Below are 12863 nucleotides of genomic sequence, written 5' to 3'. Positions count from 1 at the left end.
CTTTCACACGATGGCAATCAGGCCACTTCCCGGGGAGGGCGGCCCTGACGTTGGCTGGGGGCCTACCGAGGAGGAACATCATGGCTACCATGCGCGCCGTCAGCCAGGACACGCTGGGCGGTCCGGAGGTACTGAAGATCGTTGACGTCGAGCGGCCGGAGCCGGGGCCGGTGGAGATTCTCGTGCGCGTGCACGCGGCCGGGGTGAATCCGACCGACTGGAAGTCGCGGGCGACCGGTGGGCTGGTCGGCCACGAGCCGCCGTTCACCCTCGGCTTCGACGTGTCGGGCGTGGTCGAGGCGGTCGGCTTCGGCGTCACGCTCTACCGGCCCGGCGACGAGGTCTTCGGCATGCCGCGCTTCCCGCACCTCGCCGGGGCGTACGCCGAGTACGTCACCGCGCCGTCCCGCCACTTCACCCGCAAACCGGCCTCGATCGACCACGTCCAGGCGGCGGCGCTCCCGCTGGCGGCGCTCACGGCCTGGCAGGGCCTGGTGGACACCGCGGGCCTTCGCGCGGGGCAGCGGGTGCTGATCCACGCCGCCGGCGGCGGGGTCGGCCACCTGGCGGTGCAGATCGCCAAGGCGCGCGGCGCGCACGTCATCGGCACCGCCCGTACGGCCAAGCACGAGCTGATCCGCTCTCTGGGCGCGGACGAGGTGATCGACTACACCGAGGTGGACTTCGCCTCGGCGGTCCGCGAGGTGGACGTCGTGCTGGACCCGATCGGCGGCGACTACGGCCTCCGCTCGCTGCGGACCCTGCGCGACGGCGGAGTGCTCGTGTCCATCCTGCCGGTCGGCGAGGAACTGCGGGCCGCCGCGGCCCAGCGCGGCATCGCGGCGGACTTCACCCTGGTCGAGCCGGACTACGCGGGGATGAAGGAGATCGCCGCGCTGGTCGAGGCCGGCCGGCTGCACGCCGAGATCGACAGCGTGTTCCCGCTGGAAGAGGCGGCCAAGGCGCACGAGCTGGGCGAGCGCGGCCGTACCACCGGCAAGATCGTGCTGACCGTCTGATGGTGCTGCATCGCCCTGGATGATCACATACTGGTAAAGGATCAACGACGGGGTAACCGGACACTCCGCCACGGACGTCTCTTGTAGCGCAGCAGGTCACGTAACAGGAGATACTCGTGTCCAGTAAGAATGCGGGGCGTCGCCCCGTGATCCGGTCCCTCGTCGCCGTCGCGGCCTTCACCGCCGTCCTGGCCGGGCTCACCGGATGCGGAGGCGGGCGCCCCTCGGCCGGCGTCTCGCCGGGCGAGGTCCCCGCCGAGGACGCCCCGGCGGCCGCGGACGCCGGTGCCGGGGCGCCCCAGCGCTGGTGCGGCGACACGGAGTGGCTGGCCCCGGCCGCCGAGATGTACGTGTCGGTCTACCGGAAGAAGCGACGCCCGATCACCGCGGACACCATCGACGCCGACCTGGCCGACCAGGGCCGGCTGTGGAAGGCCTACCGCCGCCTGGCCGACGGGGGCGTGTCGGCGGACGTCCACGAGCTGCGGGAGTTCCTCGTGTCGGTCGCCGCCGCCGAGGACGCCGGCACCGAACCTGGAGGCTACGCCCGCCACATCGTGGCCGTCTGCGACAGCTGACGGCCGCATTTCACATCTTCCTGAAGTGATTGGCCGCCGGGGCGGACGGGCGGTAGGTCTTGGGGGACGCCCGTCCAGGGGTCACGACCGCGCGGTCGAGCGAAAGGATGCGGGTGGTGTCCTCCGAGCTGAGTGTCGACCACGTCCAGGTACGGAACGCGGTCATGCGCATGGACGACGTGGCCGGCACGCTGGACTCGCTGCGGCGGCTGGTCGACCAGAGCGACATCCCGCATCTCGCCTTCGGTCTGGTCGGCGAGGGCGCCCGGCACAATTACACGGTCTCCCGTGCGGACGAGCTGGACAACCTGGCCGCCGGCATCGACAAGGCGCAGACCTATGCCGACAACCTCCACAAGTCCGCGGACCTCTACCTGGGCGTCGAGGACACCAACGTCCGGGCGGTGCTCTACGACATCGGCTGGATCCCCGACTCCCATGGCGCCTACAAACCACGGCCGCCGACGCCCCCCGCCACGACGTCTCCCGCACCGAAGATCAGCTCGCCGGCGGACCTGATGGCCGTGCCGGCCAGCGCGGCGGTGGGAGGCTCCGGCGCGCTGGTGGTCGCCGCACTGGGAACGGCCACCGCGGCGAACCTGAAGGCAAGCGCCGGGATGTCGGCCCTGACGATCGGCGCGGCGCTCGCCTGGGGGGCCGTGGTCTGGTCGGACGACGGTTCCATCGACCGGGCCCTGCAGAACTGGGACCAGGTGGCCAGGGAGGCGCGCGCGCTCTTCGGCTCCGACGTGAACGGAGTACGACAGGCGCTCCAGGCGTCCTGGCAGGGCATCGCCGCGAACTCCGCGGACGGCAGGATGCTGGAGTTCGTCATCGCGGGAATGGCACTGGCCGACCGGGCCGAGCGCCGGGTCGAGACGCTGCGCGACATGATCAGCCAAATGATCACGATTCACAGGCTCGCGCTGGTGATCTCCATGCTCGTGGTCGTGGCGAGCGTCTTCGCGTTCTGGACGGCCGGCGCGTCACTCGCCGCGGCCGCGACGTACGCCCAGACGCTGGTCTGGGTGGTCACCGTCATCGAGGGGCTGTTCCTGTCCTGGGGCATGGTCGCGATGTGGGGGGACTCCGAGGAGGGCTTCGCCCTGAAGGGCACCGACAACGGCTCCGCCGCCCAGGCGGTGTCGGTGCTGACTCCGCCCGGGCACAGCCGGAACAAGAAGCCCCAGAAGGCCCCGCCACCGTTCAGCTTCTGAACGTCTCGCACCACTCGATGACACCCCGAACGAGACGGTTCGTCATCCGCCGACGCGCTTGTTCCCCCGCACGACGTCGAACCAGTCGAGGAACTCCGCGACGGTACCGATCTGCTTGATGCGGGCATGCAACGCCGCCTGGTCGTGGCCGGGCAGAAAGTCGTGACCGACCACGCTTCCACCGCAGCCGCACCTGCACGGCCTGCCGTCCATCTCCACGTCGAAGTAGGAGACCGGGTTGCGCACGCCCTGAACAGGGGACTCCTTGCCGACGTACCTGTCGTACACCGGGTGACCGGAGTGCAGGATCCTGCCGTTGATCACGCTGCGCCCGTCGGATCGCGAAAAGCCGATAAGCGCGCTTTCCATATAGCGAAAATGGAGCCGGCCGACCGGGCCGGGCGCGGGGTCGCGACGTAGGCCCAGTCGCTGATCTTGGTGGTCGCGGCATGTAAGTAGTGTCGGTTTTCGGCATCTGTGCACCGTGTGGCCGTTTGATGGCTATTTTGGTGAGCAGTCCCTGGTAGCCTCGCGCTTCGCGTGTGCCGTGCCGTGGATGCGGGTCGCCGTGGATGCCGGCCCCCCACTTCCTGCCGGATGCCCCCATCGAGGAGAGACCGTGTCCCACGGGTTGTTCGAGGTCCCTGTCGTCATGCTGGCGCAGAGCGCGATGTTCACCGCCGACATCCGGCCGTTCGTCGGCATCGTCGCCGCCGTCCTGGCCGCCATCCTGGCGGGCCACGCGAGCTGGCACGTCACGGACCGCATCGTCACCAGGCTCAAGCGCACCGATCACGACGAGTTCTGAACCCGCCCTGTACGAGCGGCAGGCCGAGGTGGGTAGGCGACGTCACCGGTACGGGTACCCGGCCCAGCGGAATTCTCCGGCCCGGACATGCGTCGCCCCTCGGTCCGATGGTCGTTCCGAGGGGCGAGAGTGCAGGTCACGGGGCTACTTCAGCAGGGCGCGGGACATGACGACGCGCTGGATCTGGTTGGTGCCCTCGTAGATCTGAGTGATCTTGGCGTCGCGCATCATGCGCTCGACCGGGTAGTCCTTCACATAGCCGTAGCCGCCCAGGAGCTGGACGGCGTCCGTGGTGATCTCCATGGCGGCGTCCGACGCGTAGCACTTGGCGGCGGAGGAGACGAATGTCAGGTCCGGCTCCTTGGCGCCCAGCATGCGGCGTTCGGACTTGGCCGCCGCGGCGTACGTCAGCTGCCGGGCGGCCTCCAGCTTCATCGCCATGTCGGCGAGCATGAACTGCACGCCCTGGAAGTCGCCGATCGGCTTGCCGAACTGCTTGCGCTCCTTGACGTACCCGATCGCGTAGTCCAGAGCGCCCTGGGCGATGCCCAGCGCCTGGGCCGCGATGGTCACGCGGGTGTGGTCGAGGGTGGCCAGGGCGGTCTTGAAGCCGGTGCCCTCCTCGCCGATGATCCGGTCGGCCGGGATGCGCACGTCGTCCATGATGACCTCGCGCGTCGGCGATCCCTTGATGCCGAGTTTCCGCTCCGGGGCGCCGAAGCTCACGCCCGCGTCGTTCTTCTCCACCACGAACGCCGAGATGCCGCGGGCGCCCTGGTCGGGGTCGGTGACCGCCATCACGGTGTAGAAGTCGGAGACACCCGCGTTGGTGATCCAGCGCTTGGTGCCGTTCAGCACCCAGTGGTCGCCGTCGCGGACCGCGCGGGTCTTCATGGCCGCCGCGTCGCTGCCCGCCTCCGGCTCCGAAAGGGCGTACGAGAACATGGCCTCACCGCGTGCCACCGGGCTCAGGTAGCGTTTCTTCAGATCCTCCGAACCGGAGAGCAGGATCGGTACCGTGCCCAGCTTGTTGACAGCAGGGATGAGTGAGGAGGCGGCACATGCCCGGGCGACCTCCTCGATCACGATCACCGTGGCGAGGGCGTCCGCGCCGACTCCCTCGTACGCCTCAGGAATGTGAACGGCGTGCAGGTCGGCCTGGATCAGAGCCTCGTACACGGCCTGCGGAAACTCCGCCGTCTCGTCGGTCTCGGCGGCCTTCGGAGCGATCTTGGCATTGGCAAGGGCCCGTACCGTCTCCCGCAGGAGCCCGTGCTCTTCAGAGAGTTCGTACAGAGGAAAGTCTGAGGTCATGTGCCGATCGTACGCCGTCTACCTACTCGCCAGTAGGGCCGGTAACATGCCGAGCGGCCCGTGGGGAAGGTCAGTGGGGTCGGGCATCAAATTCTCATGATGGGAGGCAGGGCCTTGGCACAACGCTTGACCGTGATCGGCACTGGCTACCTGGGCGCCACCCACGCGGCTTGCATGGCCGAGCTGGGGTTCGAGGTGCTCGGCATCGACGTGGACGCCGACAAGATCGCACGCCTGTCCGCGGGTGAGCTGCCGTTCTACGAACCCGGTCTCGAGCCCATCCTGCGGCGTAACCTCGAGAACGGACGGCTCCGTTTCACCACCTCCTACGACGAGGTGGCCGAGTTCGGCGACGTCCACTTCATCTGCGTCGGCACGCCGCAAAAGCCCGGCGAGTACGCCGCCGACATGACCTACGTCGACGACACGATCACGGCGCTGGCGCCGCGCCTCACGCGCGCCTGCCTCGTCATCGGCAAGTCCACGGTGCCGGTCGGCACCGCCGAGCGGCTCGCGCGCCGGCTCGCCCGGCTCGCCCCCGCCGGCGACTTGGCCGAGCTCGCGTGGAACCCGGAGTTCCTCCGCGAGGGCTTCGCCGTGGAGGACACCCTCCACCCCGACCGCATCGTCATCGGTGTGGAGAGCGACCGCGCCGAGAAGGTCCTGCGCGAGATCTACACGCCGATGACCGCCGAGGGCATCCCGCTGATCGTCAGCGACTATCCCACCGCCGAGCTGGTCAAGGTCTCCGCGAACGCCTTCCTCGCCACGAAGATCTCCTTCATCAACGCGATGGCCGAGGTCTGCGAGGCCGCGCACGCCGATGTGACCAAGCTCTCAGAGGCGCTGTCCCACGACGACCGCATCGGCGGCAAGTTCCTCGGCCCCGGCCTCGGCTTCGGGGGCGGCTGCCTGCCCAAGGACATCCGCGCGTTCATGGCGCGGGCCGGCGAGCTGGGCGTGGACCAGGCGCTGTCGTTCCTCCGCGAGGTCGACGCGATAAACATCCGCCGCCGGATCCGCATGGTCGACCTGGCCCGCGAGCTGCTCGGCGGCTCGTTCATCGGCCGTACGGTCGGCGTGCTCGGCGCCGCGTTCAAGCCCAACTCCGACGACATCCGCGACTCGCCGGCGCTCGACGTGGCGACCACGATCCGCGCGCAGGGCGGCAACGTCACCGTCTACGACCCGCAGGCGCTGGACAACGCCCGCCGGGCCCACCCCGAGCTGGCGTACGGCACGTCGGCGCAGGACGCCGCCGCCCACGCGCACGTCGTCCTGCTGCTCACCGAGTGGCGCGAGTTCCGCGAGCTGGACCCGGACGAGCTCGGGGCGGTCGTCGCGGAGCGCAACATCGTGGACGGCCGCAACGCGCTCGACCCCGAGCGCTGGCGCACCGCCGGCTGGCACTACCGCGCGCTCGGCCGTCCCTGAGAGGTCACCGGTCCGGTTCCCTCTCACCGGGAACCGGGCCCTGGTCGTCCGCGACCGCCTTGAGCTGGACGAACGGGAGCCGCAACAGCCTCACCGCGGCGTGCACCGCCTCCTCGCTCTCCGCGGTGAACACGCACAACAGGCGCGTCTGTGCGGGCATGTACATCCCGTTCACGTAGTGCACCGGGTGTCCCGACCGGGTGATCCGCCGCGCGGCGTCGGCGAGCGAGTGCTGGATCTCGGCCAGGCCGCCGGGCATGGCGCCGGCCGGCAGCCCGATCGACAGGTAGACCGTCACCGGGGGAAGTGGCCAATCGCCGGACGGATCGGGGGCGGGCTTCACCTGCGGCCTAGGAAAGGATCGGAGCCGGGACGGCACGCGCATCGCGGAACACCTCCGTGGCAACCGCGCGGACGCGGTCCAGGCGCGCGCACGACGGATGATCGATCGCATGTCGGTGCGGATGCACATGTCCCCCTCTCGCCGTCTGACCTACCCTCCACCATCGGGTGCGCGGTGGTTCGCCGTCTTCACGGCCACCCACCGTTCCGTGCCCCCTGCCAGCCGTACCGCCGGATTCCGGCTACCGGGAAGCCGCGAAAAGCGCGCGTACTGTTGAGGAATGGCTGTCCGGTGCCTGATCGTCGACGACGATGACGGCTTCGCCGATGTCGCTCGTGACCTGCTGCGACGCGAGCAGATCGACGTCGTCGGCGTGGCCGCGAACAGTGCTCGCGCCCTGCGGCTGATGGCGAGCGCGCGCCCCGACGTCATGCTCATCGACGTCAACCTCGGCGACGAGAGCGGCTTCGACCTGGTCGACACCATCACGGGCGTCGACGGGCGGCCGACCCTGATCCTCATCTCCACCTACCGGCTGGACGACTACGTCGACCTTCCCGTGCCCGGCGCCGCGGCGTTCGTCCGCAAGTCCGAGCTGTCGGGTACGGCGATCCGCCGGATCCTGGTGGACGCCGGCCAGGGCTCCGGCTGACCGGAAGCCCGGAGCGCCCTGGACGGTTATAGCGGTCATGAGCGACCGTTATGCCGACGAAGCCGTCATCCGGCGCATCCTCACCGGCTCGAAGACGTGGGCGTTCGTGGGCCTGCGCGACAACCCCGGGCGCACCGCGTACGACATGGCACAGCTGCTCCAGTCGCGCGGCAAGACGATCGTGCCGGTCCATCCCGACGCGGCGACCGTGCTCGGCGAGCCCGGCGCCGCCTCGCTCGCCGCGGTCGCGACACCGGTGAACGTCGTCGGCGTCTACCGGAACGCCGCGCACGCCGGCCGGGTCACCGACGAGGCGATCGAACTGTTCCGCACGTACGGCCCGCGGGCGGACGACGAGATCAGGGCCGTCTGGTATCCGCTCGACGTGGTCGACGAGGACGCCGCGCGCAGAGCCGCCGAAGCCGGTCTCGATGTCGTCATGGACCGCTGCCCGGCCATCGAATGGGCGCGGCTGCGCCTGCCCCGCTGAGCGAACCGACGGTCAGCCGGCGCTCATCGTCCCAGGTCATTCCGCAGGGCGTCGGCATGGCGGCGGGTCTGGACGGTGTCCGGATGTTCCGGGCCCAGCACGCGCACCTGCTCGGCGAGCAGCGCTTCGGTGTCGTTCAGCGCGCCTGCCAGGTCGCCCGCGACCTTCCTCCACTGGGCGAGCTGGCGCCGCGTCACGCGTGTGCGCGGGTGACTCGATCCCAGCGTACGAAGCTGCTGGGCCAGGAGCTCTTCCAGCAGTTCCACCGCTCGCTCCGGATTCCCCAGCTGGCCTTGCCACTGAGCCAGGCGGCGACGTGTCGCCATGACGTCGGCATGGTCCGGTCCCAGCAGGCGGCGCTGCTTCGCCAGCAGTGTCTCCGTCGCCTGCACGGCGCCGCCGCGATTGCCGATCTGCCACTGCCATTCGATGAGTTGCCGGTGCGTGTTCATCGGATCCACGTGGTCCGAGCCCAGCATGTGTACCTGGAGTGCGTGGAGGTCCTTGAGGGCGGCCAGGGCATCGGCTCGTCTTCCGCCCTCCCAGAGCCGCTTGGCCAGTCGGCGGCGCGTCGCGAGGGTATCGGCGTGTTCCGGACCCAGCACGCGTGACTGTTCCGCGAGCAACTCTTCGGTCGTGTTCAGGGCTCCGGCTCGGTCACCGGCCTGCCATTGCCGCGCCGCGAGCTGGGCGCGGGTGGCGAGGACCTCCGGATGATCCGCGCCCAGTGCCCGCAGTTGCTCGGCCAGCAGCTCCTTGAGGGACGCGACGAGTTCCCGGGCACGCCAACGGGTCTCGTCCGGCGTGGGCGCACGACCGCCTGCCGCCAGGCGTAGCGTTCGGGCCTTGCTGCGGCGCACCGTGCGGCGGTTGCGACGCTTGGTCTCGGTGCGCGGCGGAGTCTCGGTCTCTGCCGCGCCGGGCGGGCTTTCGGCCCATACCCGCCACTCGGTCAGAAGCCGGCGTGTCGCCTGCGTCGCGCGGTCGTCGGAACCCAGCAGCCGCTCCTGGTCCGTCAGCACGGCTTGCAGAATCCGGACCGCATCGGCCCGGTGCCCCGCCGTCCAGCGCCAGATCGCAAGCCGTCTGCGGGTGGCGACGGTCTGGAGATGGTCCGTGCCCAGGGTGCGAACCTGGTCGGCCAGCAACGCCTCGAAGTCGCGGATGGCGCCCGCCTGATCCCCCGACTGGCCCCGCAGCTCGGCGAGTCGCGTGCGGGTGACCGATGTTCTCGGGTGCTCGGTGCCGACGACGCGGATCTGGTCGGCGAGAAGGTCCGCCAGGCTGCTCAACGCGGTCGCATGATCGCCTGCCGTCCACTGCGCCAGGGCGAGGTGATAGCGGACGGCCCAGGTTTCGCGGTGGTCGGCACCAAGGTTCTCTTCCGATGCGTGACGCGTCTGCTCCCAATGAGCGACCGCGGAGGCGAGAAACCGGGCCTCGCCGAGGCTGTGTCCGGTCCGGACCAGTACGCGGTGGGCGTCGAGCGCCCAGAGCCGGGCGCCGGCGTTGGCGGACAGCGCCGTGGCGTTCACCCGGAACGCCTCGTCGTCGGCGAACTGCCCGGTGGCCGGCCAGACTTCGAGGAGTGCCTCGGAGGCGGCCTGGACGGCGCGATCGAATCTGTCCGTTGCCAGCTGGTCCCGGGTCGCCCGTTGGATCAGACCGTGCACACGGACGATCTCGTCAGCGGCGCCGGAGGCGATGTCCACCAGGTGCAGCCTGTACAGGCAGCGCAAGGCGTCGCGAGCGTCATCCGCGGTCAGGTCTCGATCACCCCGTACGGGCGGGTCCGCCGCGGCGCGGGCCGCGGGATCTCGCTGGGCCGACAGGTAGGCCAAGGTGGCGGGGCAGGTCAGCACGGCGACGGGAATCCCGTTCGCGTCGAGGAGGCCGGCCAGCTCGAGCATGGGCCGTGCCAGTCCGGCCGGCGCGAGCCGGTCGGCCAGTTCGATCGACAGCGACCACGTCGCGGCGACCGTGGCCAGCTGCTCGTCCGGCAGGGAGGAGTCCTCAGGAAGAACCTCACGCAGCGTGAGTCGGCTGTCCCTGAGCCGTCGCCGGTACGCGGAGCAATCCAGGCCACGGTCCATCAGATACGCCGCGGCCTGCGCCAGCGCCAGCGGCAGATGGCCGAGGTCTTCGGCCAACCCCCGCATCTGCTCGGGGTCGTCGTCGCGACGGTGTGCGGCAAGCGTGGCGGCAAGGTACGCGGTGGCCTGCTCAGGGGAGAAGAGACCGACGGTGATGGCCTGTCGGCCGGTTCCGGTGAGCACGGAGTCTCGGCGGCGTGTGGTGACCAGTACGCGTCCGGCAGGATGGCGGGGCGGCCACAAACGTCGCAGATCACCGGGGTCGGCCAGATCGTCCAGGACGATCAGCCAACGACGGTCCGTCGTTTCGAGGCAGGTCAGGAATTCCTGGGCGGCCTCCTCGACGTCGTTGCTCGTGACACACGCCATTCTCCTGCCCGCCTGTACGTAGGCGGAGACGATCGCGTCTCGGCTGCGCGCGTTCACCCAGAGCAGCAGGTCCACGTCGCGTGCGTCTCTGCGGTGCCGGGCATAGTGGGCGGCGATCTGTGTCTTGCCGACCCCGCCGATTCCGGAAACGACCTGACACAGTACTGCGGCGTCCCCACGCGAAAGAGCGACGTCCAGGTCGTCAATGGCGGTGCGGAACTGGAAGTGGTCGGCCTCCCGGGGAATCACCCCGATCTGCACGAACCCTTCGGGCGGCTGCGGACTGACGTAGTAGTTGTTGATCTGGGTGGCGTCGTCGCCAATGATCAAGGCGTTGGGCCCGAGAAAGACGTCGCCGCCGGTCCCGTCCGGCGAACGGCCGCCATCACTGGCGCCAGACCGCGTCACGCTCAGCTCCGCCGTGAACGCGTCACCCGAAGTTATTGGTCTGGGAGTTCTGGTCGCCGATCTGAACGGCGGTAGGCCCGTGAAAGGAGCTTCCGGACAAGGCGCCGCTGCCTTTCTGGACCGGCCGGGTCTGGGCGACCAGGCCGCGCAGCTCATGGGCGACCTGGTCGCGGGCGGCGTCGCCCGCCGCTTCCAGCAGCGCCTCGAACCGGCTCTGCCAGGCGCTCTCCTCGCTCGTTCGCACGAGCTTCGCGTCACCTTCTGGAGCGGCCGCGAGGGCGGCCGCGGTCTGGTCCAGCCGCTCCAGTTCCGCCCGCTCCCGCGCGGGGTCTCCGCCACCGAAGAGCCGCGCCACTCGTTGCCGCGCCGTCGCCCAAACATCGGTGCCGGCGGCCTGCACGACCGCTCCACCACCGGCCGCGGCCAACGCCTCGAGTGCCTCAGTCAGCATTCCGGCCCCTTTCCCGCCGCATCATCATGACGATACAGCCGCCCCACATTCCCGGAAAAGGCACGCGTTGAGCCCGATGGTGGGCTTTCATCCGGACGTCTTGGCATAGGTGAGGATGAGCCTCGACGACCTGCTCCACCAGACGGCCCGCCGTATCCACCATCGCCTCACGGCGGACCCGGAGGTCCTCGCCGACCTGCTGCGCGCCCCCGCGCGACCGCGCCCTGGTGACCGCCCTGACGCTCAGCCTGATGAGCCGGATCGGCGACGACCGGGCCGGAGACCCGGCGATGCTGGAGCTGCGGCTGGAGGCCACCCGCCGCCCGACGCCGTCGGCGCGCTGGTCGACGCCATCGTCGAGAGGACAGGCTCAGGAGGGCCGGTAACGGGCCCTGATGTGGAACCGCTCGCCCTGCGGACCGAGGATGCTCAGGAACTCGACGGGCCGTGCGTCGGCGTTGCCGAACCAGTGGGGGAGATGGGTGTCGAACTCGGCGACCTCGCCCGCGCTGAGGACCAGGTCCTGGTCGCCGAGCACCAGGCGCAGCCGTCCGTTGAGGACGTACAGCCAGTGGTACCCCTCGTGCGAGCGGGGATCGGGCTCCCGATCGTTCCGGCCGGCCGGCAGGATCTGTTTGAACGCCTGCAGCCCGCCGGGGTTGCGGGTCAGCGGGATGACGGTCATGCCGTTGCGGGTCACCGGCCGCGGATAGACCCGCGGATCGCCGCTGGCGGGAGCGCCGACGAGTTCGTCGAGCGGCACCTGGTAGGCCCTCGCCAGGGGAAGCAGGAGTTCCAGCCCCGGTCTGCGGTGCCCGGACTCCAGCCGGGACAGGGTGCTGACCGGAATCCCGGTGGTCTCCGACAGGGCGGTCAGCGTGGCTCCGCTCCGGTGCCGCAACTCACGCAGCCGCGGGCCGACCGCGGCCAGCACGTCGTCGAACTCGTCTCTCATACCCTCACTATCGGCCCGCCCCACGCGCGCCCCTACACCGCGTCAGGCGTTCACCGTCGCCTCGGCGCGGGCCATCGGCCCGGCGGGCCGGGCGGCGACGACGGTGGCCGCGGCGATGACCGTGGCCGCGAACGCGAACGACCAGGGTGTTCCGCCGGGCTGGTCGACGATCAGGCCGGCGATCGCACCGCCGGCCGAGTTGGCCGCGACCGGCACCGTCACCAGCCAGGTGCCGGCCTCATCGCGCATGCCGGCCGGCACGATGCGGCCGACGATGGCGGTGTAGACGGTCAGCGTGGGCGCGATGGTGACGCCGCCGAGCACGAGGGCGATGCCGAGCGTCAGCGCGTCCGGCATGATCGCCAGTATCGCCGTGCTCAGCGAGACCGCGCCGAGCAGCCAGGCGAACCGCCGCGGCAGCGGCGCACGGGGCCGCGCCATGCCGTACCCGAAGCCGCCCAGGCCGGATCCGATGCCTCAGCCCGCGAGCAGGACGCCCGCCAGCCCGTCCGCGTCCGGACCCGCCTGCAGAGTCGCGTACGCCGGCACGGTCAGCGGCGGACAGGTCCCGCCCGCGAACATCGCCGCCGCGCAGATCAGCGGCGTCGAGCCGCCATCGGCCGCGAACACGAACGCGACCAGCCCGGCGGGATGAGCGACGGCGGCCGTACGGAGCACCGGCGTGGAGCCGAGCCGGCCGGCGACCGGGCCCATGAGCGCACTCGGCGGTGT

16 protein-coding genes are annotated in these 12863 nt (G+C 70.4%); 8 read left to right on the top strand and 8 right to left on the bottom strand.

What is annotated here, in order from left to right; genetic code table 11:
• Positions 1-89 precede the first annotated feature (89 nt).
• The 3 genes from ACQEV1_RS48855 (at position 90) to ACQEV1_RS48845 (ending at position 2814) form a co-directional block, all read left to right on the top strand.
• Positions 90-1019, top strand: coding sequence for an NADP-dependent oxidoreductase (locus tag ACQEV1_RS48855; protein ID WP_433406148.1), 930 nt, complete (start codon positions 90-92; stop codon positions 1017-1019).
• Positions 1020-1135: 116 nt separating this feature from the next.
• On the top strand, positions 1136-1597 hold the full coding sequence (locus tag ACQEV1_RS48850; RefSeq protein WP_433404677.1) for a hypothetical protein: 462 nt from the start codon (positions 1136-1138) through the stop codon (positions 1595-1597).
• Between the two features lie 116 nt (positions 1598-1713).
• Positions 1714-2814 carry a hypothetical protein gene (locus ACQEV1_RS48845; RefSeq protein WP_433404675.1) on the top strand — a complete coding sequence of 367 codons (1101 nt, stop codon included), beginning with the start codon at positions 1714-1716 and terminating at the stop codon, positions 2812-2814.
• Between the two features lie 42 nt (positions 2815-2856).
• Here the strand turns inward: ACQEV1_RS48845 and ACQEV1_RS48840 are convergent, their stop codons facing one another.
• Positions 2857-3183 carry a hypothetical protein gene (locus tag ACQEV1_RS48840; protein ID WP_433404673.1) on the bottom strand — a complete coding sequence of 109 codons (327 nt, stop codon included), beginning with the start codon at positions 3181-3183 and terminating at the stop codon, positions 2857-2859.
• A gap of 250 nt (positions 3184-3433) precedes the next feature.
• On the opposite strand from ACQEV1_RS48840, the gene ACQEV1_RS48835 reads away from it, so the two are divergent.
• Positions 3434-3622, top strand: coding sequence for a hypothetical protein (locus ACQEV1_RS48835; RefSeq protein ID WP_285625586.1), 189 nt, complete (start codon positions 3434-3436; stop codon positions 3620-3622).
• A 144-nt stretch (positions 3623-3766) separates the two neighbouring features.
• Here ACQEV1_RS48835 and ACQEV1_RS48830 read toward each other — a convergent pair whose 3' ends face one another.
• Positions 3767-4936: an acyl-CoA dehydrogenase gene (locus ACQEV1_RS48830; RefSeq protein WP_433404671.1), complete on the bottom strand. Its 1170-nt coding sequence runs from the start codon at positions 4934-4936 to the stop codon at positions 3767-3769.
• Between the two features lie 99 nt (positions 4937-5035).
• Here ACQEV1_RS48830 and ACQEV1_RS48825 point away from each other — a divergent pair, with 99 nt between their 5' ends.
• Positions 5036-6370, top strand: a complete 1335-nt coding sequence (locus ACQEV1_RS48825; RefSeq protein WP_285625592.1) for a UDP-glucose dehydrogenase family protein — start codon at positions 5036-5038, stop codon at positions 6368-6370.
• Between the two features lie 4 nt (positions 6371-6374).
• Here ACQEV1_RS48825 and ACQEV1_RS48820 read toward each other — a convergent pair whose 3' ends face one another.
• Positions 6375-6668 carry a hypothetical protein gene (locus ACQEV1_RS48820; protein ID WP_285625593.1) on the bottom strand — a complete coding sequence of 98 codons (294 nt, stop codon included), beginning with the start codon at positions 6666-6668 and terminating at the stop codon, positions 6375-6377.
• Positions 6669-6993: 325 nt separating this feature from the next.
• On the opposite strand from ACQEV1_RS48820, the gene ACQEV1_RS48815 reads away from it, so the two are divergent.
• On the top strand, positions 6994-7365 hold the full coding sequence (locus ACQEV1_RS48815; RefSeq protein WP_285579292.1) for a LytR/AlgR family response regulator transcription factor: 372 nt from the start codon (positions 6994-6996) through the stop codon (positions 7363-7365).
• Between the two features lie 37 nt (positions 7366-7402).
• Positions 7403-7855, top strand: a complete 453-nt coding sequence (locus tag ACQEV1_RS48810) for a CoA-binding protein (RefSeq protein WP_285625595.1) — start codon at positions 7403-7405, stop codon at positions 7853-7855.
• A 23-nt stretch (positions 7856-7878) separates the two neighbouring features.
• Here ACQEV1_RS48810 and ACQEV1_RS48805 read toward each other — a convergent pair whose 3' ends face one another.
• Together ACQEV1_RS48805 and ACQEV1_RS48800 are read right to left on the bottom strand one after the other, a co-directional pair.
• The gene (locus tag ACQEV1_RS48805) at positions 7879-10725 is read right to left on the bottom strand and encodes a tetratricopeptide repeat protein (protein ID WP_433404666.1); all 2847 of its coding nucleotides are present in this window, start codon (positions 10723-10725) and stop codon (positions 7879-7881) included.
• A 22-nt stretch (positions 10726-10747) separates the two neighbouring features.
• A complete protein-coding gene (locus tag ACQEV1_RS48800) occupies positions 10748-11176 on the bottom strand; it encodes a hypothetical protein (RefSeq protein ID WP_285625598.1) in 429 nt (142 codons plus the stop codon).
• Positions 11177-11403: 227 nt separating this feature from the next.
• Here ACQEV1_RS48800 and ACQEV1_RS48795 point away from each other — a divergent pair, with 227 nt between their 5' ends.
• Positions 11404-11562 carry a hypothetical protein gene (locus ACQEV1_RS48795; RefSeq protein WP_433404663.1) on the top strand — a complete coding sequence of 53 codons (159 nt, stop codon included), beginning with the start codon at positions 11404-11406 and terminating at the stop codon, positions 11560-11562.
• On the opposite strand, the gene ACQEV1_RS48790 is transcribed toward ACQEV1_RS48795, so the two are convergent.
• Genes ACQEV1_RS48790 through ACQEV1_RS48780 form a run of 3 tightly spaced genes read right to left on the bottom strand, consistent with a single transcriptional unit; the run spans position 11547 to position 12845 of the window.
• Complete coding sequence (locus tag ACQEV1_RS48790; protein ID WP_285625600.1) at positions 11547-12131, bottom strand: helix-turn-helix domain-containing protein; 585 nt, start codon at positions 12129-12131, stop codon at positions 11547-11549. The genes ACQEV1_RS48795 and ACQEV1_RS48790 overlap by 16 nt on opposite strands.
• Positions 12132-12173: 42 nt before the next feature.
• Positions 12174-12572 (bottom strand): hypothetical protein, encoded by a 399-nt coding sequence (locus ACQEV1_RS48785; RefSeq protein WP_285625604.1) that lies wholly within the window; start codon positions 12570-12572, stop codon positions 12174-12176.
• 36 nt (positions 12573-12608) lie between these two features.
• Positions 12609-12845 (bottom strand): hypothetical protein, encoded by a 237-nt coding sequence (locus ACQEV1_RS48780; RefSeq protein WP_433404660.1) that lies wholly within the window; start codon positions 12843-12845, stop codon positions 12609-12611.
• Positions 12846-12863 lie beyond the last annotated feature (18 nt).

The sequence above is a fragment of the Actinoallomurus sp. CA-142502 genome, assembly GCF_050936355.1.
Lineage (GTDB): Bacteria > Actinomycetota > Actinomycetes > Streptosporangiales > Streptosporangiaceae > Actinoallomurus > Actinoallomurus iriomotensis.
Note: the sequence above shows the minus strand (reverse complement) of the source record. Positions and strands in the feature narration are given on the sequence as shown.